The following is a 26,715-nucleotide window of genomic DNA, read 5'->3' on the forward strand; positions in this document are numbered from 1 at the left end:
CTAGAAGAGGCTTTCAAAGCAAAAATTCCAAGAACTCGCCTCGAAGAGGCGACGGCCTGGGGGCGGAATTTTTCCTGCCGAGCCTGCCGCGAAGCGGCGGCAGCGGCAGGGAAAATTCCGCCCCCATCTTCGGTCCGCCAATGGCAACCGCACCGGTGACCGCAGCCACCCTCGCCAAACCACGCCGGACGGGGGGACCGGGGGGAGTGACTCCCCCCGGCGGGTGCAGGGCAGAGCCCTGCTGGGGTTCGGGGCAACGCCCCGATGGGTCCAGGGCAACGCCCCGGCCACCGGAGGCATCACCCACCCACCTATCCGCCCCCCACTCGCCTACTTGTGCGTTTGCAGCCAGTGAACGAGGCCGAAGCAGGCGGTGAGCATCATGTCGCCGCCGGGGCTGGGGAATTCGACGTCGAAGCCGGCGAGCATGGCGCGTTTGGGTCCGATGACGGAGGTATAGGGGAAGATGCCGGCCTGTTCGGGCAGTTGCAGGGTAAGGCAGCCGTGCCCGCCCTTATCGAAGACTTCGGCGTTGGTGAGGTCGCCGCGCCGGAAGCGTTCGAGGTCGTTCCAGACTTCGTCGGCGGGCAGCATGCCTGTGTGGTGTTCGTAGATGCCGTGGATGCGTCCTTTGTGGACGAGGGCGGCGACGGTGTGGCTGTTGCCGACGTTGACGAGCATGACGCCGGTTTCGTTGGATTTGGCTTTGACGTCCGGGTCGGTGAGCAGTCCGAGGATGGCGGCGGCGGCGGAGTCGGCCACGGGGCCGCCGCCCATGGATTGCTGGAGGGTGGCGAGCCTTGTGAGTTCGGCGGGCGGCGTTTCGTAGACCAGGGCGTCGGGCCGGCCGTCGGCTTCGCGCAGGAAGCGTTCCCAGAGTCTGAAGCGGCCTTCGCGGCTGCTTTTGCCGGGGTGCAGGCCGTGGTCCTGGGCGCAGGCCACGACGAGTTCGGGTTCGGGCAGACCGGCCGCGGCCAGGAAGGCGTTCCAGAAGCCGGGCTCGTAGTCGGCCAGGTGCAGGGGGACGTAGCCGGCGGGCCGGTGCTCGGTGACGACGACGCCCATGGTGTCGCGCAGGCGCTTGGGATCGTCGGTGAGCGCCCAGACGGCGTCGGGGTGGGCGGCCAGGGGCAGTCCGGCCTTGAGGTGGGCGCGGAAGGTCTTAAAGAAGCCGCCGCCCATATTTCGGCCGCAGAGGTAGACGGGCTTGGCGGCGGCGGTCAGTGCGGCCAGTCGGGCGGCCACTTGCCGGGCCGGGGCCGGCAGGACGAATTTCGGGCAGTTTTCGGGTTCCAGTCCGGGCTGGTGGTAGTAGACGTCCTGAGTGCCGGACCCGATGTCCAGGCACAGCGCGCGTAGGGCCATCGCCGCCTCCTTGCTCTGGGTGGCTGGGATGAGTACGCCCAAACGCGGCGTGGCTCAAGGTGCGGGGCGGTTGTTACGAAAACGACTCAAAGCGTGTGGGGCGTGGGAAAAAATTGCACACAGGCGGGGGAGCGGTGCAGGCGGCCGTGGCCCGGCGACGCCGCGGGGCGCGACGCGGCGGGCGGTCGGGTCCGGCCTTGAGGGGCGTTTCCTAATGAAACAGGAGGCCCTTGTAGATGAAGCGTTCGTAGACGGAGCACACGCGCCGGGCGCTGCCGCTGGCCAGTCCGAAATCGAGCAGCCGGCAGTACATATGCACGGGGTTGAGCCGGTGTTGCAGGTAGTTGCGCAGTCGGTTCATGATGCCACCTCGGACGGGGGGGAGCCCCCTGACGCTTTTTCATAAGCAAGAAGCGTTCCTTTTTTCATTTCTCCTCCCTCCATCCGGGGAGGCCTTCACGCTTCTTATCGGCCGATCGCGCCGGGGGCTTAGAGGCAATCTGAATTGTGGCGTCAGCCATGATTCGAAAATCCAATTATCCCAGCCCGTATCCCCTTGTCCCGCTCCCTTTGAAACAAAAAAACCCGCGCCGGTTTCCCGGCGCGGGGTGTCCCTTTGGGGGACCGTCACATTCAGGATTTGCTGATGGCTTCGGCGGGGCAGGCGTCAATGGCCTCGTCCACGCAATCGGCCTCGGCATCGGCATCCTTCACAATGGCTTTGTCGCCGTCGCCGTTCATCTCGAAAGCGTCGGGGCAGGTTTCCACGCACGCTTCGCAACCCATGCAAGCATCGTCGTCGATAACAATGGCCATGTCCGGTCCTCCTAAAAGGTTTTGGCCCGACGTCGCCTTGCCCGGCTTTCCCTGAAAGCTCCCGAGCGGCGTCCGGCTCACTTTGAACCCTATGTTACCAGGATGTTCCCACAAACCCTCAGCCGCTCCAGGGAGAGCGCTCACCCTGGAAGATGCCCGTCCGCATTTCCGTGTACGGCGGCCCCGCCCTCGCGGCAAGCGCGCGCCGGCGCAACGCCCGGGCAAGGCACGTTGCCCGGGAAGTTCGTCTATGACGGGGCGCAATCGAAAAGTCAAGAACGGGCAAAATGTCCGCGCTAGGCCAATATCCTAGATAATATCACCATTTTGTACGCCCTTCGTCTTGCTTGCGGCCGTGCGGTCCGCGGCGGCGTACCAGGCCAGTTGATTTGGCCTTTGACGATCATGCTCAAAAACCATACACTTGTTGAAATAATTGCTGTTGAGCACGCCATCGCGGCAGAAACGAGCGACCAGGGGCCATGCTGCCAGAATCCGCGAACCTGCTTGAATCCCTAGCCAACCACGCCGCCGTGCTGGACGCGGGCGGCGTCATTCTGGCCGCCAACGCCTCCTGTCGGGTCCTTTTGGCCGACATCGAGGAAGGCGAGGCGCGGGGACGCCTTTTTTCCGGGTATTGCGACAAGATCCTCCAGCCCGCCGCCGCGGCCAGCGTGCGCGAGGGCCTGTCCTCCGTGCTCAGCGGCCAGGCGCCGCGCTACGAGATGGACCTGCCCTGCGGCAAGCCGCAAAATCCCACCTGGCGCGCCTTGTGCGCCACGCCGCTGGCCGGCCCGATTTCCGGGGCGCTGGTGACGCTCTCCGACATCAGCCGGCAAAAGCAGCTCGAGGAGCACATCCTCCACGACGCCTTTCACGACACCCTGACCGGCCTTTTCAACCGGGCGCTGTTCCTCAACCGCCTGGATCAGTCCATCAAGCGGCTCAAGCGCAACCCCGAGGCGCTCTACGCCGTGCTCTATCTGGACATGGACCGGTTCAAGCTGGTCAACAAGACCTTCGGCCACGTCACCGGCGACCGGCTGCTCATGGTCATCGCCAACCGGCTGCAAAAGCTCCTGCGCGACGTGGACACCCTGGCCCGGTTCGGCGGCGACGAATTCGCCATTTTGGTGGAGGACGTGGGTGGGCTGCACGAGGCCAGCGCCATGGCCGACAACGTGCTGCGCCAGTTGGCCGCGCCGTTTCGCCTGAAAAAACAGGAAATCTTCGTCACCTGCAGCATCGGCGTGGTGCTCGGCTCGGCGGCCTACGAGCACCCGGACCAGGTGCTGCGCGACGCGGACAACGCCATGTACAGCTCCAAGGAGCACGGCGGCGACCACTATACGATTTTCGACGCCGGTATGCGCGTGGTCACCGAGCGGCGCATGGAGATGGAGCTGGCCTTGCGCCACGCCCTGGAAAACGGCGAGATCACGGTGCATTACCAGCCCATCGTATCGCTTTCCTCGGGCGAGATCACCGGCGTCGAAGCCCTGGCCCGCTGGCGCCACCCCAGGCAGGGCAACATCGCGCCGAGCGAATTCATCCCCATCGCCGAGGAGACGGGGCTCATCAACGAGCTCGGGGCGCTGGTGCTGCGCCAGTCCTGCCGGCGCATGGTGGAGCTGGCCCGGGACAACGCCGACGCCGCGAAACTGACGCTCTCCGTCAACATTTCCGGCCGCCAGTTCAAACGCCCGGATTTCGTGGAGGAAGTGGCGACCATCCTGGCCGAGGCCGGTATCGATCCGTCGCTGGTGCGCCTGGAGCTCACGGAATCCGTGCTCATGGACAACGCCGACGAGGCCGTGGCCACCATCAAGCGGCTCAAGGGCCTGGGCGTCAAGGTGGTCATCGACGACTTCGGCACGGGCTATTCGTCGCTGTCCTACATCCAGCGCTTCCCCTTCGACAGCCTCAAGGTGGACCGGTCGTTCGTGGGCAACATGAACGAGGCAGAGCAGAACATGGAGATCGTGCGGGCCATCATCGCCATGGCCCACAAGCTCGGCCTGGAAGTGGTGGCCGAGGGCGTGGAGCTGGCCGAGCACCGCACCCGCTCACCGACCTGCACTGCGAAAGCGCCCAGGGCTTCTACTTCTCGCGCCCGGTCCCGGGCGATGAGCTCGACGCCCTGCTACGGCGCGGCCCCGCGGGCATGCCGCCTCGCATCGCCTGATCCCACGCCGCAAAAAAGGGATTCGCCGTCGGCGCGGGAGCTGCTTACACAGCCGGTTGCGAAGCGCGGCTTCGCGAACTCTTCCTCATACGCCTGGCGAACCCCGGAAAAGGGGGCGCCTCGATGCGCTCGGTATGGTGGCTGCCGTTTATTTCGCTCGTCCCCCTGTTGTCGTTGATCCCATATGTAAAGGGGAGCCTTTCCCCTTGCATGTAAAAGATAAGCACGCATCCCCCGCAGTAAAGGGGCGTCGCGCCATGTCCGCGCGGGCGGGGACGCCGCCTGGCGCGGACGGTTCTTTTCCCGAGGAAACGCGCGGCGTTTCCAGGGGCGTGCCTAGGTCTTGGCGGCCAGCAGCTTCTCGATGGCGGCGAGCAGGCGGTCGGGGTCCAGGGGCTTGAGGAGCACGGCGTCGGCGGCCTGGCTGGGCGAATCGCCGTGGCCGGTGATGACGAGGATGGGGATGCCGGCCAGTTCGGGATCGCGGCGCAGGGCCTCCATGGCCGCGCGGCCGTCCATGCCCGGCATGGCCATGTCCATGGTGATCACCCCCGGACGCAGCCGCTCGGCCGCGGCCAGGGCCGACTCGCCGTCGTGGGCGGCGGCCACCCGGTAGCCCTCCCCTTCCAGAAACTGGATGAGGAACGAGGACACGGCCGGGTCGTCGTCCACCACCAGGATGAGCGGCCGGTCCTTGCGCGGGGCCGGTGCCCGGGCCGGAGCCGCGGCGGCCTCTTCGCCCGAGGCCGTGGGCAGTTCGAACAGGAAGGCCGCGCCGCGCCCGGGCGCGGGCTCGACCCAGATCCGCCCGCCGTAGTGGCTCACGATCTCGCGGCAGATGGCCAGCCCCAGGCCCGTGCCCTTGGCCGGCCCCGACCCCTCGGGGTCGCGGCCCACCTGCCGGAACTTGTCGAAGATGAGCTCCCGGTCCTCGGGGGCGATGCCGGGCCCGGTGTCGCTCACGCACACCCGGACAAGGCCCGGCCCGGGTTGCGCCAGGCTCACGGTCACCGCGCCCACGGCCGTGAATTTGGCTGCGTTGCCGATGAGGTTCAAAAGCACCTGCTCCCGGCGGTCCGGGTCGGCCACGACCACGGGCGAGACCTCGGGCAGGCGCGTCTCCAGGTCCACCTCGGGCCGGGAGGCGAAAAGCCCGGACACGGCGGCCACGGCCCGGCGCACCACCTCGTCCAGGCGCACCGGCCGGTCCCGCCATTCCATGCGGCCGGACTCGATGCGCGAGAGATCCAGGAAATCGTTCAAAAGCCTGGCCAGCCGTTCGCCCTCGGCGGACAGCACGCGCAGGTTCTCCTCGATGCGCGCCCCGCGACGGACCAATCCCGCGTCCTCGCCGGCCAGGGGCTGAAAAAAGCGCGCGAAATCCCGGGCGATGAGCTTGGAAAAGCCCAGCAGCGAGGTCAGGGGCGTGCGCAGTTCGTGGGACACGGACGAAAGAAAGGCGCTTTTGATCTCGTCCATGCCGCGAAGCCTCGCGTTGGCCTCCTCGAGCTCCATGGCCTGGGCCGTGAGGTCGCTCGTGCGCGCGACCACCAGTTGTTCGAGGTTTCGGGTGAGGCGTTCGAGGTTCTCCTCGGCCTGGCGGCGCTCGGTGTCGTCGCGGGCCATGAGCACGAACCCGGCCGGCGAGCCCTCCTTGTCGTAGATGCCGGAGACGCGCACGGCGTAGGTGCGCTCCCCGCCCGGATGTTCCTTGCGGATGGTGAAATCGTGGCTGCGGGTGGGGGAAAGGGACTCGAGCCCCCGCTGGAAGGCGACCCGGTCGATGCCCGGACGCTGGTGGATCTCCCGCAGGTCGCGCCCGACCAGGGACGGGGCCGCCAGGTCGAACATCTCCTCGGCCGCCGGGTTGACGTAGGTCACGCGCCAGGTCTCGTCCGCGGCCATGATGGCCATCTCGGCGCTGCGCAGGAGGTTGTCCAGAAAGACGGTCTTGGCCACCAGCGACCGGCCCGCCTCGCGCAGGGCCTCGTCCTTCTCGGCCAGGGCGGACTTGAGGGTGCGCACGTAACGGCTCTCGAGCGCCCGCACGATGTCGGACTGGGTGACGAGCCCGAGCACCCGCCGGTCGTCGTCCACCACCACCAGGCGGCGCACCCGGCGCTTCTTCATGGCCAGGGCGGCCTCGTACACCGGGCGGTCGGCCTCGACGCAGACCACCGGACAGCTCATGATGTCGTAGAGCCGAAGGCTCCCCATGTGCGGGCTTTCGGCGAGCAGGCGCACCACGTCGCGCTCGGTGACGATGCCGGCCGGCCGGCCGTCGCGGGCGACGATGAGGCAGGAGATGGAGCGCTCCGCCAGACGCGCCACGGCCTCGCGCACGGTGCAGTTGCCCGGGGCCGAGACCACTTCCCGGGTCATGATGTCGCCCACCCGCTGGGTCTCGGACAGGGCGTCGTGGCCCAGGCTCTCGATGAGGTCGGACTGGGTGAGCACGCCCCGGGCCTTGCCGGCCGCGTCGACCAGCACGAGGTGGTGCAGGCGCTTGCGGGCCAGCAGGTGGTAGGCCTCCACCAGCATGGTGTTCTCGGCCACGGCCACCACCGGCGAGGTCATGAGCTCGCCCATGGTCCGGTCGGCGAAGGTCTCGCCCCGATGGGCCGCGCCCCAGACGATGTCGCGCTCGGTGACGATGCCCACGGGTACGCCGTCCTCCACCACCACCAGGCAGGAGATGCCCCGGTCGCGCATGACGGCCAGCCCCCGGCGCACGGGCGTGTCGGGGGTTACGGCAATGACGTCGGGGGAGATGATTTCGGCCAGTCGCCTGTCGCCCATGAAGCCTCCTCGGGCAGGGAACCTGCTGTCGCGTGGGAGGCCGATGCCCGAAACGCGCCCGCTTGGCAAGACGCGCCGGCGCATCGGCGGCGGATCAGGGCGGCGGCGTCGGGGCGTATTCCCCGGCCTCGATGCGGTGCTTCTGGATCTTGTTCCAGAGATTCTTCGGGCTTACCCCGAGCAGGCGGGCCGCGTCCTTCTGGACGCCGGCGGATTTGCGAAGCGCCGTGAGAATCATGTTGCGCTCCATGTCCTGGAGGGTGTCGCGCAGGTTGCCGGCGGCCTCGGCGGTCGCGGCCGGCGCGGCCGCCTCGGCCGGGGCGGGCCTGGCGGACACGTCCAGGGCCCGGGCCACCTCGGCGGCGGTGAGCACCTCGCCCGAGCTGAGGATGGCCGCCCGCTCCAGCGTGTTGGCCAGCTGGCGGACGTTGCCCGGCCAGTCGCAGTCGAAAAGAAGCTGCATGCCCTCCCGGGACACCCCGCGCAGGTTGACGCCCACACGCGGATTGATGCGCTCCAGGAAATGGGCGACCAGAAGGGGCAGGTCCTCCTTGCGCTCGCGCAGGGGCGGCAGGGGGATGGCCGCCACGCTCAGCCGGTAGTAGAGGTCGGCCCGGAATTTCTTTTCCGCCGCCATGTACTGGAGATCCTGGTTGGTGGCGGCGATGATGCGGATGTCGATGTCGATGGGCCGCGAACCGCCCACGCGCTCGATCTGCTTCTGCTCCACGGCCCGCAGGAGCTTTGGCTGCAGGAAAAGCGGCATGTCGCCGATCTCGTCGAGCATGATGGTGCCGCCCGAGGCCAGCTCGAACTTGCCCTTCTTGAGCGCCACCGCGCCGGTGAAGGCCCCCTTCTCGTGGCCGAAGAGCTCGGATTCCAGCAGGTTCTCGGGGATGGCGGCGCAGTTGACCTTGACGAAGGGCGCGTGGGACCGGCGGCTCAATGCCTGTATGGCGTCGGCCACCACCTCCTTGCCCGCGCCGGATTCGCCGGTGATGAGCACCGTGGAATCGAGGGGGGCCACCCGGCGCACCATGTCCACCACGGCCCGCATGGCCGGGGACTGGCCCACGACGACCGGGCCGCGCCCGCAGGTCAGGGCGGACTTGAGCCGGGCCAGCTCCTCCACCAGGGCGCGACGCTCCAGGGCCCGGCGCACCACCACCTCCATCTCGGCCAGGGAGAAGGGCTTGGCGAAAAAGTCGTAGGCCCCCAGCCGCACGGCCTCCAGAGCCTTTTCCCTGGCGGCGTAGCCGGTCATGACGATGACCTCGGCCTGGGGGCAGGCGTCCTTGAGACGGGACAGGCCCTCGATGCCGTCCATGCCGGGCAGCATGACGTCGGTGATGACCAAGTCGAACGGCTCGATCCTGACCCTGGCCAGACCCTCCTCGGCCGAGCCCACGTGGACGGGCTCGTAGCCCCGCGCGGCCAGGGCCTCGGTCAGCATGGCCCCGAAGGCCGCGTCGTCCTCGATGACCAGGATTCGGGCGGGCATCAGCGCTCCTGGGACAGGCGGCCGGGGTCCGTCACGGCTGCCTGTCCGGGAAAAAACTGTGCATGGTTTCGGCCAGGCGCGCCTCCATGCCGGGAAGGAGCCGGGCCACGTCCTCGGCCCCGAGACCCAGGCTGTCCCAGGCGGCCGGGGACAGGCGGGCGACGTGGCGGTTGCCGCTTGCGCCCCAGCCCATGGCCGTGGCCAGACAGTCGGCCAAGTGGACGATGGCCGGTTCCTCGACGAAAAGCGGCTCGTCCAGGTCGTGGTGGTAGCGCACCATCTTTTCGAGGTTGGCCGGGAACTGCCATTTCTGGAGCAGCAAGCCCCCGAGGGCGGCGTGGTCGAAGCCGAGCAGTTCGCGCTCGGCGAGATACAGCGGCTCGCGGCCGGCGGCGGCCCGGCGCATGGCCGCGGCCATGTGAGCCGAGGCCTGCTTGAAAAGCACGATGCGGCCGATGTCGTGGAGCAGCCCGGCCACGAAGGCGGCCTCGGCCCCTTCCCGGCCCAGGGCCGAGGCGATGGCCTGGGCGGCCACGGCGCAGCCCACGCTGTGCTCCCAAAAGACCCGCATGTTGACCCAGTGCGGCGGGATGTCCTGGAAAAGCGGCAGGACCGAGACGCCGAGGGCCAGCGTGGCCAGCTGGCGGCCGCCGACCACCACCACGGCCCGGGACAGGCTGTCCACCTTGGACGGAAAGCGGCCGCGCACGGCCCGCATGGTGCGGGCGTAAAAGGGACTGTTGACCAGGCGCAGCAGCTTGGCCGCCAGGCTCGGGTCGTGGCGGATGCTCGCGGCGGCGTCCTCCACGGTGCTGGCCGGGTCGCGCAGCACCTCGCTGATGCGCAGGTACACCTCGGGCGGGGAGACGAGCTTGGGTTCGTCGCGAAGGAGCATGTCGGGCGAAGCCATGGGCGGAGGCGCATCCTCCACGGGTCGCGGGGCATGGTCGTGGGGCGGCGCGGCCGGAGCGTCGCCGGACGCGGCCTTGCGGCGTCTGATCTCGCCGGCCAATGCCAGACGGTGCAAAAGCGGCGTCAGGGGATGTTCGGGATCGAGCAGGCACAGGCGTTCGGCGACCGCCGCCTCGGCCGCGGCGGCCACGGCCGCCTCGTCGGAAACCGGCGGCGGCGCGTCGGCGAGGACCTCGCCCATCACGCCGACGTCGGGCAGATTCCAGGCCAGCAGGGACTTCAAATGCCCGTGGTCCAGGGTCGTTCCCTTGGGCATGAGAAAACGGCCGCCGGGCGTCAGTACGTCCTCGGCCAGCACCATTCCTGCCCGCAGTTCGGAAACGTTGCGCCTGACCATTGCCTCCCGCCGCGCGATGGAAAATCCCTGCCATTTCGGGTCGCGCGATCATAAGGCATTGGACCTGCCTGTCAAGGAAACCGGGACTTGGGCGACGCGTCCCCCGGATCGTCGGCGACCTCCACCACCAGCCTTGGCGCATGCCCCGACGCGGCAGATTCGAAGCGCATGACTCCGCCGTTTTCGTTGAGGAAATTGATGAAGGCCGCGACCGGGGCCTCCCTTGCCTCAGCCTCGGGCACGCCTTCGAGCACGATGACCGCGCCGCCGGCCGGCCGGGCTTCCAGGCTCACCGCCACCGCGGCGGCGGCCGCTTCCAGGCTCTGGCGCGTGAGCGCCGCCAGGCCCGTCAGAAAGGGTTCCTTGCGCAGCCTGACCGTGACGCCGGGCCTGATGCGCCGCACCACGGGGTCGTACCCGGCGGCGCGCGGCATGCGGTCGAGGATGGCGGCCAGCTCTTCGTCCAGGCGCACGACGGCAAGACACGGTCGCGCCCGGCCCTTACGCTCGAATTCGCCGCGATAGCGTTCGAGGTCGCCGCGCATGCCCTCCTTGATCTCGCCAAGGGCCGCGGCCCGCTCGACCAGGCGCGGCACGGCCCGGTCGAGCACGGCCTGGCGCAGGGCGCCGCCGTGGCGCACCGCCCCTTCGCCGTCGCCGGCCGCCAACGCCGCGTCCAGGCCGTCGAAGGCGACGCCCAGCTTGCCGACGCCGTCCAGCACGCGGCCCAGGCGCAGGAGTTCGGCTTCGAAGGAGGACAAGGCGTTGCCCACGCCGTGGAGGTAGACGCCGGCCGCCGCGACCTGTCCGGCGGCATAGGCCGCCTCGGCCTGCCGTTCGGCCAGCTCGCGGCGCAGCACGGATTCGCGCAGGGCTTTGGTGCGCCGCGCCAGCATTCGGGTGCGCCGCGCCACGCGTTCGGCCAGGGCCTCGTTGGCCAGGCGCAGCCGATCCTCGGCCAGCCGGCGTCGGCGGGACTCCCGGGCGGCCAGAAAGGCGAGCCCGAGCCCACCCACGCTCAAAAGCCCGAGCATGATCCGCAACGCGCCCACCCGGGCGGCCACTTCCGGCAGCACGGCGGCAAATTCGGCCGCCGCCCGCTCGTAGTCCAGGACCACGTACCAGGCCAGGGCGACGCAGATGGCCGCGGCCAGCGGCAGCAGCACGTCGGCCTCGCGCAGCCCCGCGCCGGCGGCGGGCTGGTCGTGCTTGTCCTGATCCTTTTCGCTGGCGGTTGGGGACATGGGGACCTCGACGGCGAGCAGGCCGCTATGGGGAAAAGCAAAACCCGGGCCAGGAAGAAGAGACCTGGCCCGGGCGGGAAAGGGGTCCACCGCGCGGAGACCGGCTCCTGCCAGGCGCTCCACCTTGCGTGGATCGCCTGGCGGAAACCGGCCCCGGCGGGAAAGCCTCCGGATACGGAAAAGCCCTACTCCGGCAGGTTGATGCCGAAATCCATGCGGCCGAAGGAATCCAGGCCGTCGTCCATGCCGCCGCTCTCCACGTTCTCCTCCACCACGCGGGGCGCGGCGGACTTGGTCTTGCGACGCCGACGGGCGATGATCTCCTTGAGCAACTCGTCGCGCCCCATGTAGCAATCCAGGCACATGTCCTCGCGGGGGCTGAATTCGGAGGAGCGCTTGCGCAGGTTGCAGACCTTGCAGATGCGGGCGTCGGACACGGGCGAGGCGGCGTCCTCGTCGTCCTCCTCTTCCAGGACGGGCTCGTCCTCGACCTCGGCCAGGACCTCCTCGACCTCCTCCCGCTCGCGGCGCACGGGCTTTTCCTTGCGCGGCTTGGCTGCAGCGGCCGGTCGTGGCGCGGGTTCCTCGTCGCGGGCGTCGGCGTCCACACGCAGGGCGAAGGGCCCTTTGCGGGTGCGCACCTGGATCTCGCCGGAGAGCAGCTCAGGGAAGAGCTCGGCGAAGATCCGCACCAGTTGGAACTTCTTGTCCACGCCCTTGCGCCGCACCCGGATGTAGGCCCGGTTGCCCTGGACGGTGGGCCAGATGGCCTTGTCCAGGTTGGCGTTGTCGTCCTGCAGGAAACGCCCCTCGACGACGAAGCCTTCCTCGCAGATGAAATAGTCAGTCCCGGGTTCGCAGTGGAAATAATCCGCTTCGGGAGGTATCTTCTTCCAAGCCAAGGCCGGCCCCTCGCTTTGCCCCAAAAGGCCTCTTAGAGTCCCAAATCCTGGTTGATCAAGATCACCGTGATCCGCCCCCTGGGAAAGGACTTTTCGGTGATGGTCCACACGTTGCAAATGCGCTCCGGGCTGCCGCAGTCCTCGCAATGGGAGGTGGCCACGCAGGGCGTCTTTTTCGACAGGCGCATGGCGTTGGCCGGCGCGGCGAATTCCTTGATGCGGCTGATGGCGGAAGTCAAGTCCGAAACGAGTTTGTTGCGCCCGACGAGGACCACCGCCTGCCTGGGGCCGAAAGCGATGGCGCAGGCCCGGTTGCCGATCATGTCCAGGTTGACGAGGACGCCGTCCTCGGTGACGGCGTTGGTGCCGGTGACGAAGAGGTCGACCAGCAGCGCCTGCCGCCGGCGCTCGTAAGCCTGTTCCGGAGTGATGCTCCGGTCCAGGGTGTCGAGGACCTCGACGCCGGGCGTTCCTGCCAGGGCTTGGGGCAGACCGGTGGCGGCGAGGGTCATGGAGCCGCCGTAGGAAACGGTCTTCGCGCCGGAGGCAGGCAGGATCTCGTCCAGGAAAAGCGCCTTGGCCGCGGCGGCGTCGGGCACGACATGGGCCTTGAAATGGTTCTTGCGCAGGGCTTCGGCCGCTTCCTCGAGCCGCTTGGCGTAATAGAGGTCCGTCGGCGACGTCATGTTCCCTCCTTGCGGCCGTCCGGACGGCCGGCGGATGCCCTTTTAATCAGGCTGCCCAAAAAAGCAAGGCGTCCGGATCAGGGATAGACCGTGCGCAGTTCGCCAAGAAACTCCCCCACCGTGGGATCTTTGCGGTTTTCCCGCACCACGACCCACACGCCCCAGGAAACCGGAATGTTCTTGTTCTTCTTGTTGGCGTAGAAGGCATCCAGGGCCGTGACGATCTTTCCGGCCGGCATGCCGGCGAAGAAGGCGTCGGACTGGCGCATGATGCTTTCCATGATGTCGGAACAAATGGTGTATTCGTTTTTCAGGGTGATGCCGAGAATGTTCTCGTTGAGATTGAAGCCGTCGAAAATGCCGAGCACAAGGTCCGTCTTCTGGTCCCGCGTGAGGCCCGACCAGTAGGCCCCCGCCCGCTTGGCCGCCTGCGCCTGGGCCGTGGCCATGAGCAGGACGCAAAAAGCCACGGCAAAAAGCAATGCCATGGCCGCGCCCCTTGACGGGCGGTCGCCGCGCCTGTGCGCCATTGTCGTGCTCCTCGGACCGTCGTCTGGGGTCATACGACGATACGGTTTCCTTGTAGGGCAAGCTGCGTATCGTTTCAACAAGTTGGCAAGAAAAACATCCGCTTTCACGTGGAAAGCATCTCCGGAGGCAGATGCCCGGCGCTGATGCGCCCCACATACGTTCCCCGCCGGGAGACGGCCAGTTCGGTCATGGCCGTGTTGGGATAAGCCACGGCCATGCGGAAGGAACGAAAGCGCGTCATGGCCTCCTCCACGCCGAGAGGACCGGAAAGCAGCCGCAGCAGCACGCCGCGCAAAAACTGCCCGTGGGAAAAGACCGCCGACGTGCCGGCCAGGGGAGCAAGCCGCTCCAGGAAGGCCTCGACCCGGTCCCAGAACTCCACGAACGTCTCGGCCCCTTCCCCGTCGCGGCTGCGCGGGTCGAGACGCTGCCAGTATTCGACCACGGCCTGGCAGCGGTCGAGGCGCGTGGTGCCCACGTACCGACGCGGGGCGAGATAAGTGAATTCCTGGATGGGCCACACGGAAACCGGCGTGTCCGGGTAGCGGTCGCAAAGCGGCTGGGCCGTCTGCGCCGCCCGGTCGAAGGGGGAAAAGATCACCCGGGCGGGGGCCCGCCGAAAGCAGGAAGCCACCAGGGCGGCCTGGGCATGGCCCAGGGCCGTGAGGGGAATGATGTCCGGGTGCTCGGTCGCCTCGCCGGCGTTGGAGGCGCTTTGCCCATGGCGGATGAGGCGAACGACGGGCATGGGCAGCTACCGGATGACGAACTGCAGGTAGTACAGGCGCACGACGCGCGGCGCGCCGATGGCCTTGTTCATGACCGATATGATCTCGTCCTTGAGCCGGCGCTTGGCCAGTTCGCCCGAGAGCTGGGCCGCGGTCTTGCTTCGCAGGAAAAGCAGCACGGCTTCGCGCGCCTGGGGAGAGGCGGCTTGCACCGCGCCGTTTTCGTCCTGGCACTGGGCCTCGAAGCCGATGTAAAGCCTGGCCAGACGGTCGCCGTCGGCGATGCTGACCTCGAGCAGCGGATAGATGGCCCGGCCGCCCTTGACGACGACTTCGTCCTGGGCGACGGCCGGCCCGGCCCAAAAGGCCATCGCCAGGAACACGGACCACGCGGCGACGGCGAGGCACGACCTCCCCGGCATGGGCTCCCGTGGGGTCTTGCCCGCACCATGCATTCCACGCTGCGTCCTCACACCGTCCCTCCGTCATCGACGACGACTCCGTCGCCGCGTCAACGCGCCTTGGCCTCTCCTGAAAACGCCTCGACGTCAAGGCGCGTCGCCACGACGGCGGCCAGGATCGCGGCGGCGAGCAACAGCACGGCCGCGGGGCCGAAGCCGAATTGGTCCAAGACCACGCCGGGCAGATAGGCTCCAAGCGCCCCGCCGGAATAATAGAAGGAAATGTAGAGGCCGTTGACAAGCCCCTTGTGTTCCCCTTCCGCGCCGTTGAGCACTCCCGGCGCCACGGAATGGGCCAGGAACATGCCGGAGCACAGCACGAAGACGCTGGCGAAGATCGCTCCCTGGGACGGCAGGGCGAAGACCGCCGCCGCCACGATGACCACCGCCGCGCCAAGGGCCATGGTCCGGGTCGACCCGCCGAGGCGTTTCGAGAAGCGGTGTGAGGTGAGGCAGGCGATGACGCCCATGAGGTAGCCGGCGTACATGCTGCCGGCCCGAAGCGGCGAATAGCCGCCCTCCAATCGGCCGAGGCGGAAGGGCAGCAGATTGAGCATGCCGGAAAAGACGAAAAACAGCAGGGCCACCACCAGATAGGTGGCCACGAAGCCGTTTTTCCGCAGCACCTGCGGCGCGTACTCCAGGCGGATGGGCGAAAAGGCGGCCCGTCCGTCCGGCGGCAGGAACAGACAGGCCCCAGCGCACAGGGCGAGCACGATCGCAAGCGCCAGGAAAGGGATCTCCCAACCGAAGGCCTCGGCGGCCAGCCCGGAAAAAAAGCGGCCGAAAAAACCGCCGAAGACCGTGACCGCGATATAGACGGCCATGACCCGCCGCAGGGAAGCGGCCGGGGACGAGGTGGCCAGGTAGGTCATAAGCGCGGTCAATAGCGCCGGCACGAGGAGTCCCTGCCCCACGCGCACGGCGATGAACCAGGTGAAGTCCGGGGCCAGACACAGCCCGGCCGTGCACACGGCCAAAAGCGCCAGGGATGCCCCGATGAGCGGCTTGGCCGGCACGGCGTCGAGGAAGAATCCATAGGCCAGGGGCGCAAGGCCGAGCGGCAGCATGGTGGCGGTGGTGGTCAGCGAGGCCGTGGCCTCGGAGACGCCGAAGGCGCGGGCCAGGACCGGCAGCAAAGGCTGGGGAGCGTAGATCGAAGAAATGCCGCACACGGTGGCGGCGTACAGTACGGCAAGGGTCCAGGTGTTCATGACGGCGTATCCCGGGCGTTGCGGCGCGAAGCGACCATAGCGCCGATATTCCCGAGAGAAAAGAAAAAAAACCTGAAATACAGCCGCTTGAAAAGCCCGCGGCGTCGCGGGAATGGGGACGACGCCACGGGCGGGCGGCGATGGGGGCCATGCAGGGAGAGCCGCGCCGCCGCCGCAAGGGGGGCTGGCGGCGGCGCGACGCGACGGCCCGTCGCCGAATGCCTCAATGTCGGACACGCCGGGAAGCATCAGGACAGCCGGTCGATGTCCAGGGACTCGCCGCAGTTGGGGCAACGCGACAGCCGCGCCTTGAAGAGGAGCCGGGGCCGGAAGAACAGCGCGCGCCAGGTCGGGCCGGCGGGCCGGAACTCCACCATGATGGACATGCCGCAGCGGCAATAGCGTCGTTGCATGATGCGCCTCCTTGTTGCGCGGCCTGCGCAACAACTGTTTATTTTTATAAACTTATCACACAAAAAAAATTACAGTTCCCGGCCGATCCACAGCACCCGGCCGATGACGCGCAACGCCTCGAGCTCGTCGCCGGCGAGCACGATGGGAGCGTAGTCCCGGTTGTCGCTCAAGAGCACCAGGGAACCGGGCCGCTTTTCCACCCGCTTGACGAGCACCGTGTCCTCCACGCCCAGGGCGTAGACGCCATGGGCCACGACGGCGGTCTGCCCCTGGTCGATGAGCGCCAGATCGCCGTGGCGGATCTCCGGCTCCATACTGTTGCCGACCACGTCCATGAGCACCATCTGGGCCGGATTGCCTTTGCGGCGCAGCCACTCCCGGCGAAACGGGTAGCGCGCCTCCACCTCGCCCTCGGTTTCGAAGGAGCCGCCGCCGGCGGAAAGCCGCGCCCGCACCTTGGGCACGGAAACGAACGCCCCGCCGCCCTCGTCGCCGCCCTGGCCACCGGCCCGGCCGAATTCCAGCCAGTCGGCGTCCACCCGGGTCCGGCGCGACACGGCCAGGATCCAGGCCTTGGGCACGGCGTCCTTGCGCTTGGCCTGCGTCACGGCCGAGCGGTGCACGCCGAGCCAGGCCGCGAGCTCCGCCTGGGAGCCGATGCCCGCCGCCTTGGCGGCCCGGGCGAAAAAGCCCTCGAAGCCTCCGGAAACGCCGGCCTGGACATCTTTTCGTTCGCTCATGTTTATCCTTATAAACAAAACATCCGGACGCCGCAAGCCCTTTTCCAGGCTGCGGACAATTTTTCCGCCACGCTAAAGATCGTTCAAAAGACGGCCGATAAGCCCACCGACAAACCAAGTCGTCCCAACTGCCAAAGGGGCGACGCAGACAAGGATGTCCGCCATGACCGTACCAGACAAGTCCCTGCGCCCGCCCGGCCCGCAGGCCCCCTGGCAGGAGTCCCCGGAAGAGCGCGCCCGGCGCATCGACGACCTCAAGCGCCGCGTCCAGTCCGGGACCTACCTCATCCAACGCTACGAAATCATCGAGGGCATTCTCGACGCCCTTTCCGCCGACGCCACATAGTCGGTCGTTCTACGACTATTCCGCGCCCTTCGCTTTCGCGCCCTCTACGGTTGCCGCGGCGTCCGCCACGGTCCAGGGCGGCGCATCGCCCGCTTCGAACTCCGGACAAGACAACTTCACGCAGTGCAGGTAGAGGCCGCCGGCCTCGCCCTGGCCGTAGAGCGGGTCGCCCACCAGCGGATGCCCGGCAGCGGCCAGGTGGGCCCGTATCTGATGGCGCGCGCCCTTGGCGATGCGGCAGGAGACAAGGCTTGTCCCCTCCCCGCCTTCCAAGGGCGTGACGGCCGTATGGCGCAACGGATCGGGATCGGATCGGGGCAGGACCCGGGTCTTGGCCCGGTCGGCCGCGTCCAGCCGGAAATCCGCCACGAAGGGGGCGTCGATGCGCCCGTGGACCACGCACAGGTAGGTCTTTTCCACCCGGCCCGCGTCCTCGACGCGCCGGTAGCGCGCCGCCGCCTCGGGGGCGAGGGCCACGGGCACGATGCCGCTGGTGAGCTTATCCAGGCGCGAAAGGAGGACCGCCCCGGTCCCGGGGAAAAGGTGCGGCAGCATGGCTTCCAGGCTCTCGCCGCCGCCGTGGGCGATGGCGGCGCTGTGCAGGCCCGCCGGCTTGGACACGGCCGCGTAGGCCTGGCCGCGAAAAAGGATCGGCACGTCTTCGGGAGAAAAAAAGTTGGTCGTAGCGGGCGCGGCCAGGGCGGCAAGTTTTTCCCCGGCCCGCAGGCGATAGGCCGCCTCGCGCGGCCGGCCGTCTACGAGGGCCCGGCCCGCCTCGATAAGCCGCCGCCGGCCCCGCAGCCCGACCGCCGGCCACAACAGCGCCGTGGCCTTGTCCAGGCGCTCGCCGGCCAAAACCGCGTCCACCAGGACGTCTTTCCCGTCGTTCATGGCCCAAGCATAGCCGAGCGCCCCCGGAAAGCAACGCCAGAGGAGACGGGCATACCGCCTCCTCGAATTACCCGACCCGCAATCAACGGGAGGTCCAGGAGGGACGCGTCCCTCCTGGCCGCCGGAGGCTTCCCTTCTACGGTCTTGCTAATTGCCGCGTTCGGCCGTGCGCAGGCGTTTGGCCGTCAGCTCGTAGTTGTCCTTGAAGAGGTTGTCCCGGGGATTGCAGCGAAGCGCCTGCTCGAAAAGGGGCAAGGACTCGGCGGTGCGGCCGAGCTTGTGCAGGGAGAGCCCCATGTTGTTGTAGGCGGCGCAGAAATCCGGGCAGCCGGCCACCACGGCCTTGTAGCCCTCGATGGCCCCGGCCAGGTCGCCGCCGCCGCGCCGGGCCTCGGCCGCGTCGAAGGCGGCGGCGCAGGTCGCCCTGGCGTCGCCGGCGGGGCGGCTCGCCTGGGCCAGTCGGCTTTTGGTCAAGGCGGCGTTGTCGCGGTAGAGCTTTTCCGCGGGCGCGCATTTGACCGCCTCGTCGAACCAGGGCAGGGATTCGGCGGCGTAGCCCAGGAAGAAAAGCGACGCGCCCACGTTGTTGTAGGCCTGGCAGGCGTCCGGGCAGAGGTTGAGCAGGGACTGGTAGTCGCGGATGGCCCCGGCGTGGTCGCCGCCGGCCCGTCGGGCGGTCGCCTGGCGGCCGATGGCCTCGCAACGCGCTTGGCGGTCGGCGTCGGCGGCCTTGCCCGCCTGGCCTTCCCGGGCGGCCTGCTCGCGACGGGCGGCCTCGCGCGTGGCCTGGCCGGCCTCGATGCGCCGTTCGGCATCCCGGGCCTTGGCGGCGAGGCTCCCCGGCAACGGCCCCTTCTCGCGCAGGGCGCGCATGGCCGCGTCCGCGCCGGCCACGTCCTTTTTACGCAAGAGCGCCTCCACCGCCTCCAGACCCGACGCGGCCTCGGCCTCGGCCCCCTTGCGGGCGGCGAGAATCTTCTCGCGCCAGCCGGTCACGGCCCCGTGCCCGGGGCGCACGGCCTCGGCCTCGGCCACGGCGTCGAGCGCCAGGTCGAAGCGACGGGCCGAAAGGTAGTCTCTGGCCCGGTCCAGGGCCTCGGTCACGGCGTCGCGGGCGCGCGTCAGCTTGTCGCGGCGGGCGGCGAGGCCGGCATCGCCCGGCAGAAGGGCCAGTATGTCGCTCACCGCCAGGATCGCGCCTTCCAGGTCGCCGGCGGCGGCGCGCTTGTCGGCCTCGGCGGCCAGGGCGGCCAGCCGCTTGTCGCGGTCGAGGCGGTGGGCCAGGGCCCCTTGCAGGGCGGCCAGCCGGGCATGGCGGGGGTTGACCTTGGCTGCCTCGGCCAAGGCGGCGCGGGCTTCGTCGGGCTTGCCGGCGGCGATGGCCGCCTCGGCCTTCTCCTCGGAGCGCAGCAGGCGCTCCCGGGCCTGGGCGATTTCGCCCCGGGCCCGTGACGCGCCGGGATGTTCGGGGTCCAGGGCCACGGCCTCGGTCAGGGTGGCGAGCGATGCGTCGGCCTCGCCGGCGTTCCACTGGTCCCTGGCCCTGGCCAGGCGCTCGTCCATGCGCCAGGCTTTGTCCTTGCGCGCGGCGATGGCCGCCTCGAGCTCGCGCGTGGCCCGAAAGCGCGGATTGACGGCCCGGGCCTCGTCCAGGGCCAGGGCGGCGCTGTCGAACCGCTTGGCCGAAAGATAGGCGGCGGACTGCTTGAGCGCGGCGAGCAGCCGCTCCCGGTCGGCCACGAGGCGCTCGCGGGCGGCCTTGGCCGCGGCGTGGCCCGGGTCCAGGGCCAACGCCTCGCCGGTCCTGGCGATGGCCTCGTCCACCTCGCCGGCGTCCCAGCGCTCGCGGGAAAGAGCCAGGAGCTTGGCCACCCGGTCCAGCACGTCGCGGCGCGCCCCGGCCTCCCGGCGCAGGCCCTCGATGGCCCCGGCCCGGGGATTGACCTTGGCCGCCTCGCCGAGCATGGCCGCCACTTCGGAAAAATCGTCCACGGCCAGGGCCGCCCCGGCCTTGGCCAGGCAGGAGTCGAGCCGGGCCTTGTCCCGGCCGATGCGCTCAAGGGCCGTAAGGGCCGGGATGTCCTTGGGATTGCCCCGAGCCGCCTTGCCGGCCACCTCCAGGGCGCGGTCGGGTTCGCCGGCGGTCCAGGCCTCCTCGGCGGCGCGCACCAGACGGTCGATCTCCCGGGCCTTGGCCACGGCCGTGTCCAGGGCCTCGCGGGAGACCGTCACGGCGAAGCCGCCCTGCCCCCGGCCCAGGAGCAGGCCCCGGGAATCGCGCACCTCCAGGGCAGCCTGGCATTCGCCCACGGCGTCCCGGGAAACCGCGATCTCCCGACCGTCCTCTCCGCCGCGCACCCGCGCCCCGGGGCACAGGCTCCAGCCGTAGGAAAGGGGCGCATGGCCGGGCGGGGGCGAAACCGCCGCCCGCAGCCGCACGTTCTGGCCCACGGCCACGCCGTCGGCGGCCACCGGCCCCTCGCCGTCGCGCCAGACCGTGGCCGGCGCTTCCAGCAGGCCCTTGTTCTCCACGGTAACCGCATAAGGCTTGGCCGCGACGGAAAGGGAAGCCGCGCCGAGGTGCGTCTCCTTGCCGCTTCCGGCGGCGGTGGCCGTCACGCGCACGGGCACGGCTCCGGCCGCCATGGGGTAAAAGGTCAGGGAACGCTCGTCCACGCGCACGAGCCGGGCCGTCTCCGGCAGCGGGTCCCAGCGGAACTCCACGCCGTCGTGGACCGGAAAGTCGCGGATCGAGACCGTGGCCTCCTCGCCGACCAGGGGCGCGGCCGGACTCACGGCCAGGGCGAAGGCCGGCCGGCCCACGTCCAGGTCCACGGGCTCGGATACGGCGGCCAACCCCCGGGACGGGCCGGCGCGCGGCACGACCTCGACCCAGACGCGCTGGCGGCCGGGGCGCAGAAAGACCACCGTGTTGGTGAAAGGCCCCTCCTCTTCCAGGAACCGGGCCCCGGCGTCGCCTTTCCAGCGGCAGACGTACCCGCCCCGGGGCAACTCGCGTTCGCCGTCGAAAATTCTGGCCTCGAAGGAGGCCGCGCCGCCGACGCGCACCGTGCCCTCGGCCGGGGCGCTCTTTTTGAGCTCCACCCGCAGGCCCGGCGCGCCGCCGGACTCGTGGCCGTCGCCGGTCGTCGGCGAACCGGCCTGCTGCTCCGGGGCGCGCACGGCGGCCAGGGCCGGGCCGGCCGCCCGGGCGGACCCGGCAAGGACGGCCGGACACACGAGCGCGGCCGCCAGGGCGACGACGGCCAAGGCCCGCCGGGAGCCGGTGAAATATGGAAGGAAATGAATTTTCACGATGTCGCTTCCCTGCGTTTGCCGGGATGAAGCAGCAATCGTGCCAGGAAAAAACCGCCGCCCCTCTAAGGGAAGCAGGAAGGCGTCCGAAAAGAACCGGGCAAGGAGACCGTCATGAAAAACGTCATCGCCCGCCTGCAGGACACCCCGGCGCACGTGCTCGACATCCGCCAGCCCGAACACGCCGCCAGGCTGAGCGAGGCCTTCGCCCGGGAGCGCATGACCGTCCAGGCCGCCCTGGCCGAACTTGCCGCCATGCGCTTCGCCGACGCCGCCGCCCGCGAGGCCACGGCGCTCGCCACCATGTCCCCCCTGCCCGGCCACGGCCTCATGAACAGAGCCCCCCGCGAGGTGCTGCGCCTTCGCGCCGCGCTGTTTCTGGTGTCGTGCCATGACCATCGTATGAATTCGGTAAAAGAGAGGTAATAAAAAACGCCTCCGGCGGCCAGGGAGAAACTTTTTGGAAAAAGTTTCTCCCTGGACCCTCTTCAAAAACTTTCAAAGGGGAGGCTGGGGGGATGTTCACAGGAAGCGCCGGAAAGACGGTACGTTAGCCAGTTCCGCGCCGTGCATGAAAAAGCCGCGCCCGAAAGGGACGCGGCTTTTTGACGTCGAAAGACGGGGCGGCGATGACCAGACTCCTCTGGCCGCCATGCCCCCTTGAGGGGGTCCAGGGGGCCCCGGCCCCCTGGCCGCCGGAGGCGTCTCCCCTACTCAACCAACCGACTATCGCCCGAGGCCGAGCTGTTCCATGAGCACGCCGAAGTCGAGGTTGGCGTTGATGAGCTGCGCGCCCTGGCGGATCTTGATCTCGTCGCGCAGCTTGTGGCGCATTAAAAGCGTCTCCATCTTCTTGGCCACGGTGTAGGTGTCCTCGCGCACCACGATGATGGGGATCTCCAGCACCTCGGAGCGGGTGAGGATGATGTCGTTGGGGTAGAGATTGCCCGTCAGCACCAGGCAGGGGCTGTCGCCCTCCAGGGCCACCAGGTGCACGTCGGAGCGGTCGCCGCCGACGATGATGGCGGAATTCTTCTGCCGGCGGAAATGCGTCATGAAGTTCTCCACCTGCATGGTGCCGATGAGGAAGCTCTCCACGATGCGGTCGGCCTTGTGGTGGGCGGAGATGACCTTGCCGCCCAGGCGGTCGGCCAGGTCGGCCACCTTGATGGCGGCCATGAGCGGGTCCTTGGGGATGACGCCGAGGACCCTTATGCCCCGGTCGCGCAGGAACGGGGCGATGAGGGTGTGGGTCTCCTCCAGGAAGTTCTGGGCCACATCGTTGAGGATGACGCCGGCCAGGTGGTCGCCGAGCTGCTCGCGCAAAACGAGCAGGTAGTCGTAGTTGAGCTCCTTGGAGTAGCGGTCGATGACCACGGCCTTGAGCCCGAGCTCGCGCACCACGCGCACGCCGTCGGCGTTGCAGTACTTGCCGGTGTGCATGCCGCCCGAGCCGCCGACCAGGGTGACGTCCTTGCCGGCCGCCACCTTCTCGTAGGCGTCGCGGATGAGCCCCATGACGTCGCCGGTCTGGTTGCGGAAGGCCTTGACCTGGAAATCATGGGAGGCGATGATCGGGGTCAGCGTTTCCGGCGCTTCGTCCGTGCGCAGGATGCGCTGGACGTGGTAGGCGTCGTCGTCCCACAGCCGGCCGTCGATCTCCCGGGGCATGGCCCCCACGGGCTTGAGGTAGCCCACCTTGTAGCCTTCCTTCTGCAAGCGCAGCCCAAGACCCATGACCACCATGTTCTTGCCGGAATACCCGGCCGTCGCCCCAACATATAATCCAGCCATGGTGCCTTCCTCCTGTGGCTGCCCGGGAAACGCCGTCCGCCGCCGTGGCGTCCTCGGCATAAAATGCCCGCACCGGCCGGGATAATCAAGCCAATTGCCGGCGCGGGAGGGAAAAACACGCCGCCCGGTCCCCTGGAACTTGGAATCCCGAGTCAAAAGGACTAGAACCGGCAGCACCGCCGACAGACGGCCCACCGGCCGCCGGGCGGGCCTGGAGCATGCCTCATGTCCGATGATCTCGCCGCCGTGGCCGACACCCTCGGCTACGCCTTCGCCAGGCCGGAGCTTTTGGCCACGGCGCTCACCCACAGTTCCTGGGCCAACGAGCGCGGCGACGCCGCCGGCCACAACGAACGCCTGGAGTTTTTGGGCGACGCGGTGCTCGAGCTGTGCGTGTCCGAGGAGCTTTTCGCCCGCTATCCCGAGGCCCCGGAAGGGGAACTCACGCTTCTGCGCTCCCAGCTCGTCAACGAGTCGAGCCTGGCCGCCATGGCCCTGGCCCTGGGCCTGGACGCGCACGTGCGGTTGGGAAAGGGAGAGGAGAACCAGGGCGGCCGGACGCGGCCGGCCCTTTTGAGCGACGCCTTCGAGGCCGTGGTGGGGGCGCTGTTCCTGGACGGCGGCTATGCGGCGGCCAGGCTCTTCGTGGCCGAGACGTTTTGCGACGTCTGGCCGGCCAGGCCCCTGGCGCCCAAGAGCAAGGACTTCAAGAGCCGGCTGCAGGAATATACCCAGAAGACGCACAAGGCCCGCCCCGTGTACGCGCTGCTCGGCAGCGACGGCCCGGAGCACGACAAGCGTTTTCGCGTGCGGCTGACCCTGCCCGACGGCCACACGCTCACGGCCGTGGACAAGAGCGTGAAGAAGGCGGAGCAACTGGCGGCCCGCCTGGCCCTGGAATCCCTGGCCGCGCTCGCGGGCCGGGATTGCGGCGAAGGGGCTTGCTGAAGGGGCGTTCCCGGACAACGCCGCCGCCCGCGGCAGGCGCAGAACCCGTCAAAATCCCGTCTACCGGGGCCGAGCCCTTTCGGACCAGGGAGGGACCGGCTCCGCGGTCCCCGCCTCCCTGGTCCTTTCTCATAACCCACCGATGCCTTGCGCTTAACCGCTGATGAGCTGCATGGCCATCTTCGGCAGCGAGTTGGCCTGGGAAAGCATGGCCACGGCCGACTGGGTGAGGATCTGCTGGCGCACGAACTCGGTCATTTCGTTGGCCACGTCCACGTCGGAAATCTGCGATTCGGCGGACTGGAGGTTCTCGGCCTGGATCTGCAGGTTGGAGATGGTGTTCTCCAGCCGGTTCTGCAGGGCGCCCAGGTTGGCGCGGATCTTGTCCTTGGACACGATGGCCTGGGTGATGGCGTCCAGGGCCTCCTGGGCCAGCTGCTGGGTGGAGATGCTGCGGCCGGACTTGCCCGCGCCGGCAGCCATGCCCACGCCCAGGGCCGAGGCCGTGGAGTTGCCGATCTGGACGTAGTAGTAGTCCTCGGCGCTGCTGTTGCCGGTGCCGAAGTGCACCTTGAGCTTGCCGGACGGGGTCAGGGTGTTGCCGGTGTGCGTGTCGCTCGAAAGATTGCCGTTGAGCAGATAGATGCCGTTGAAGTCCGTGGCCATGGCGATACGGGTGATTTCCGAGGCCATGGCCTGGTATTCCGAATCGATGATGAGGCGCTGGTCCGAGGTGTAGGTGCCGGTGGCCGCCTGTTCGGCCAGTTCCTTCATGCGGATGAGCTTTTCGTCCACGACCTGGAGCGCGCCGTCCGCCGTCTGGATCATGGAGATGGCGTCGTTGGCGTTGCGCACGCCCGGGTTGATGGAAGCGATGTCGGACCGCATGAGCTCGCGAATGGCCAGGCCGGCGGCGTCGTCGGCGGCGGTGTTGATGCGCAGGCCCGAAGACAGACGTTGCGTCGATGTGCCCAGAGCGCTGTAGGAATTGGACAGGTTCCTGGCGGCGTTGGCGGCCATCATGTTGTGATTGATCACGAGAGACATGGCTTTTCCTCCTTGAAAAGTGTGTGCATCCAGCTAGTTGCCCATGAAGGCGAGGAGCTCGCCGGCGGCATGGGGTAGACGTTGATGCTGCTAGTGGCTTTCGCCGGCCTGCTCCGTAAAAGTGACATGTTCAGTACTTTCCTGCCTCAGCCGGTGTCTTGCAGTCGCCTTTTGGTGACTGCTTGCCCCCCCTATCGGCCTTCCTGGAAAACCCTTTAGAAGAAAATGCAGAGAAATTTTTTTTGAAAAAAACAATTCATTGGAAAAACAGCCGTAGCAAGCCGCTTTCCGTTGGCAGTGGCTTGGAGAAATCGGCAATGATTTGAGGGAAACTGTGGCTGTTGCGGATGAATTGCATGGAAGGTCGATACGACGCCCTGTCGTGGCTCTTATCGTCCGCCTTGAAAATCCCTTTAGACGGTTTGCGGAAAAAATCATCCGAGGTAAAAACGCATGCACCCGGCGCGCAAACCGCCGCCGCAGCGGGCGGCGACACGCCGGCAAGACCGTCCGGCCGCCGGCTCACGGGCTCGTCGACGGGCACGTTTGCCTGCGTCTTGTGGAGCAATGTGAAGTATGCCATAGTAATCGTTATGTTAAGTCAAACAAAACAGAGGAGGAACACATGACCCGCCACCCCTGGAGAAGCCTTGTCTTCGGCCTTGTGCTGGCGCTTGCCTGCGCGGCCCCGGTGTTGGCCAAAAACGAGCCCGTCACCCTCATGATGGCCACCACCACCAGCACCGACGACACGGGGCTGCTGCCCGTCCTGGCCGAGGCCTTCAAGAAGGATACGGGCATCGAGCTCAAATGGGTGGCCGTGGGCACGGGCAAGGCCCTGGAGCACGGCAAGAACTGCGACGTGGACGTGCTGCTCGTGCACGCGCCGGGCGCGGAGAAGAAGTTCGTGGAGGAGGGCAGCGGCCTCAATCGCACCGAGGTCATGTACAACGACTTCGTGCTCGTCGGCCCGGCCGCCGACCCGGCCAAGGTCAAGGGCAAGACCGTGGCCGAGGGCCTGGCCGCCATCGCCGCGGCCAAGGCTTCCTTCGTCAGCCGCGGCGACGATTCCGGCACCCACAAGATGGAACAGTCCTTGTGGAAGGGCGCGAACCTGCCCCTGCCGGACAAGGAGGCCTGGTACGCCTCGGCCGGCCAGGGCATGCTCCAGACCATGACCATGGCCGGCGAGCGCGGGGCCTACACCCTGGCCGACCGGGGCACCTACATCGCCTACGAGGACCAGGCCAAGGGCAAGCCCGCCCTGGTGGTGCTCATCGAGGGCGACAAGCCGCTGCTCAACCAGTACAGCGTCATTTCCGTCAATCCCGAGAAGTGCAAGACCGTGAAGTTCGAGGCGGCCGAGACCTTCCGCAAGTGGCTGGCCTCGGACAAGGGCCAGAAGGTGGTGGGGGATTTCACCCTCAAGGGCAAGAAGCTCTTCACCCCCAACGCCGCCCAAAAGTAACAGGCGCGCCC

25 protein-coding genes are annotated in these 26,715 nt (G+C 68.2%); 5 read left to right on the forward strand and 20 right to left on the reverse strand.

Annotation, left to right across the window (positions count from 1 at the left end; translation table 11 throughout):
* Positions 1-330: 330 nt before the first annotated feature.
* The 3 genes from Q1K70_RS10125 to Q1K70_RS10135 form a co-directional block, all read right to left on the reverse strand.
* Entirely contained in the window at positions 331-1,365 is a 1,035-nt protein-coding gene (locus Q1K70_RS10125; protein ID WP_300158640.1) for a DUF1786 domain-containing protein, read from the reverse strand.
* A 211-nt stretch (positions 1,366-1,576) separates the two neighbouring features.
* Entirely contained in the window at positions 1,577-1,726 is a 150-nt protein-coding gene (locus tag Q1K70_RS10130) for a hypothetical protein (protein WP_300158643.1), read from the reverse strand.
* A 272-nt stretch (positions 1,727-1,998) separates the two neighbouring features.
* A complete protein-coding gene (locus tag Q1K70_RS10135) occupies positions 1,999-2,181 on the reverse strand; it encodes a ferredoxin (RefSeq protein ID WP_300158646.1) in 183 nt (60 codons plus the stop codon).
* A gap of 482 nt (positions 2,182-2,663) precedes the next feature.
* Here Q1K70_RS10135 and Q1K70_RS10140 point away from each other — a divergent pair, with 482 nt between their 5' ends.
* Positions 2,664-4,544, forward strand: coding sequence for an EAL domain-containing protein (locus Q1K70_RS10140; protein WP_300158649.1), 1,881 nt, complete (start codon positions 2,664-2,666; stop codon positions 4,542-4,544).
* A 158-nt stretch (positions 4,545-4,702) separates the two neighbouring features.
* Here Q1K70_RS10140 and Q1K70_RS10145 read toward each other — a convergent pair whose 3' ends face one another.
* The 12 genes from Q1K70_RS10145 to Q1K70_RS10200 all read right to left on the reverse strand — a co-directional run bounded on the left by Q1K70_RS10145 (position 4,703) and on the right by Q1K70_RS10200 (position 16,895).
* The gene (locus Q1K70_RS10145) at positions 4,703-7,165 is read right to left on the reverse strand and encodes a CBS domain-containing protein (protein WP_300158652.1); all 2,463 of its coding nucleotides are present in this window, start codon (positions 7,163-7,165) and stop codon (positions 4,703-4,705) included.
* 94 nt (positions 7,166-7,259) lie between these two features.
* A complete protein-coding gene (locus Q1K70_RS10150) occupies positions 7,260-8,666 on the reverse strand; it encodes a sigma-54 dependent transcriptional regulator (protein WP_300158655.1) in 1,407 nt (468 codons plus the stop codon).
* A gap of 31 nt (positions 8,667-8,697) precedes the next feature.
* A complete protein-coding gene (locus Q1K70_RS10155; protein WP_300158657.1) occupies positions 8,698-9,975 on the reverse strand; it encodes an HDOD domain-containing protein in 1,278 nt (425 codons plus the stop codon).
* Between the two features lie 71 nt (positions 9,976-10,046).
* On the reverse strand, positions 10,047-11,219 hold the full coding sequence (locus tag Q1K70_RS10160; RefSeq protein ID WP_300158660.1) for a hypothetical protein: 1,173 nt from the start codon (positions 11,217-11,219) through the stop codon (positions 10,047-10,049).
* 185 nt (positions 11,220-11,404) lie between these two features.
* A complete protein-coding gene (locus tag Q1K70_RS10165) occupies positions 11,405-12,121 on the reverse strand; it encodes a hypothetical protein (protein WP_300158663.1) in 717 nt (238 codons plus the stop codon).
* Between the two features lie 32 nt (positions 12,122-12,153).
* On the reverse strand, positions 12,154-12,807 hold the full coding sequence (locus Q1K70_RS10170) for a lactate utilization protein (RefSeq protein WP_300158665.1): 654 nt from the start codon (positions 12,805-12,807) through the stop codon (positions 12,154-12,156).
* Positions 12,808-12,884: 77 nt separating this feature from the next.
* The gene (locus Q1K70_RS10175) at positions 12,885-13,295 is read right to left on the reverse strand and encodes a hypothetical protein (RefSeq protein ID WP_300158667.1); all 411 of its coding nucleotides are present in this window, start codon (positions 13,293-13,295) and stop codon (positions 12,885-12,887) included.
* Positions 13,296-13,441: 146 nt separating this feature from the next.
* On the reverse strand, positions 13,442-14,086 hold the full coding sequence (locus Q1K70_RS10180) for a histidine phosphatase family protein (RefSeq protein ID WP_300158670.1): 645 nt from the start codon (positions 14,084-14,086) through the stop codon (positions 13,442-13,444).
* A 6-nt stretch (positions 14,087-14,092) separates the two neighbouring features.
* Positions 14,093-14,488: a flagellar basal body-associated FliL family protein gene (locus Q1K70_RS10185; protein WP_300158672.1), complete on the reverse strand. Its 396-nt coding sequence runs from the start codon at positions 14,486-14,488 to the stop codon at positions 14,093-14,095.
* Between the two features lie 89 nt (positions 14,489-14,577).
* The gene (locus tag Q1K70_RS10190) at positions 14,578-15,741 is read right to left on the reverse strand and encodes an MFS transporter (protein ID WP_300158675.1); all 1,164 of its coding nucleotides are present in this window, start codon (positions 15,739-15,741) and stop codon (positions 14,578-14,580) included.
* 248 nt (positions 15,742-15,989) lie between these two features.
* Entirely contained in the window at positions 15,990-16,154 is a 165-nt protein-coding gene (locus tag Q1K70_RS10195) for a hypothetical protein (protein WP_300158678.1), read from the reverse strand.
* Between the two features lie 69 nt (positions 16,155-16,223).
* Positions 16,224-16,895 carry a helix-turn-helix transcriptional regulator gene (locus Q1K70_RS10200; protein WP_300158681.1) on the reverse strand — a complete coding sequence of 224 codons (672 nt, stop codon included), beginning with the start codon at positions 16,893-16,895 and terminating at the stop codon, positions 16,224-16,226.
* 163 nt (positions 16,896-17,058) lie between these two features.
* Between Q1K70_RS10200 and Q1K70_RS10205 the strand changes: the two genes are divergently transcribed.
* Positions 17,059-17,241, forward strand: a complete 183-nt coding sequence (locus Q1K70_RS10205; protein WP_300158684.1) for a flagellar biosynthesis anti-sigma factor FlgM — start codon at positions 17,059-17,061, stop codon at positions 17,239-17,241.
* Positions 17,242-17,256: 15 nt separating this feature from the next.
* Here Q1K70_RS10205 and Q1K70_RS10210 read toward each other — a convergent pair whose 3' ends face one another.
* Complete coding sequence (locus tag Q1K70_RS10210) at positions 17,257-18,132, reverse strand: pseudouridine synthase (protein WP_300158687.1); 876 nt, start codon at positions 18,130-18,132, stop codon at positions 17,257-17,259.
* Between the two features lie 147 nt (positions 18,133-18,279).
* Positions 18,280-21,447: a tetratricopeptide repeat protein gene (locus Q1K70_RS10215; protein ID WP_300158690.1), complete on the reverse strand. Its 3,168-nt coding sequence runs from the start codon at positions 21,445-21,447 to the stop codon at positions 18,280-18,282.
* Positions 21,448-21,561: 114 nt separating this feature from the next.
* On the opposite strand from Q1K70_RS10215, the gene Q1K70_RS10220 reads away from it, so the two are divergent.
* Entirely contained in the window at positions 21,562-21,873 is a 312-nt protein-coding gene (locus Q1K70_RS10220) for a hypothetical protein (protein WP_300158693.1), read from the forward strand.
* Positions 21,874-22,173: 300 nt separating this feature from the next.
* Here the strand turns inward: Q1K70_RS10220 and Q1K70_RS10225 are convergent, their stop codons facing one another.
* Positions 22,174-23,241, reverse strand: coding sequence for a phosphotransacetylase family protein (locus Q1K70_RS10225; protein WP_300158696.1), 1,068 nt, complete (start codon positions 23,239-23,241; stop codon positions 22,174-22,176).
* Between the two features lie 225 nt (positions 23,242-23,466).
* Between Q1K70_RS10225 and rnc the strand changes: the two genes are divergently transcribed.
* A complete protein-coding gene (gene rnc / locus Q1K70_RS10230) occupies positions 23,467-24,189 on the forward strand; it encodes a ribonuclease III (protein WP_300158699.1) in 723 nt (240 codons plus the stop codon).
* A gap of 153 nt (positions 24,190-24,342) precedes the next feature.
* On the opposite strand, the gene Q1K70_RS10235 is transcribed toward rnc, so the two are convergent.
* Entirely contained in the window at positions 24,343-25,236 is an 894-nt protein-coding gene (locus Q1K70_RS10235; RefSeq protein ID WP_300158702.1) for a flagellin, read from the reverse strand.
* A 256-nt stretch (positions 25,237-25,492) separates the two neighbouring features.
* Positions 25,493-25,819, reverse strand: a complete 327-nt coding sequence (locus Q1K70_RS10240) for a hypothetical protein (RefSeq protein WP_300158705.1) — start codon at positions 25,817-25,819, stop codon at positions 25,493-25,495.
* 42 nt (positions 25,820-25,861) lie between these two features.
* On the opposite strand from Q1K70_RS10240, the gene Q1K70_RS10245 reads away from it, so the two are divergent.
* Entirely contained in the window at positions 25,862-26,704 is an 843-nt protein-coding gene (locus Q1K70_RS10245; RefSeq protein WP_300158708.1) for a substrate-binding domain-containing protein, read from the forward strand.
* Positions 26,705-26,715 lie beyond the last annotated feature (11 nt).

Source organism: Solidesulfovibrio sp. (assembly GCF_029978005.1).
In the GTDB taxonomy this organism is placed as follows: Bacteria; Desulfobacterota; Desulfovibrionia; order Desulfovibrionales; family Desulfovibrionaceae; genus Solidesulfovibrio.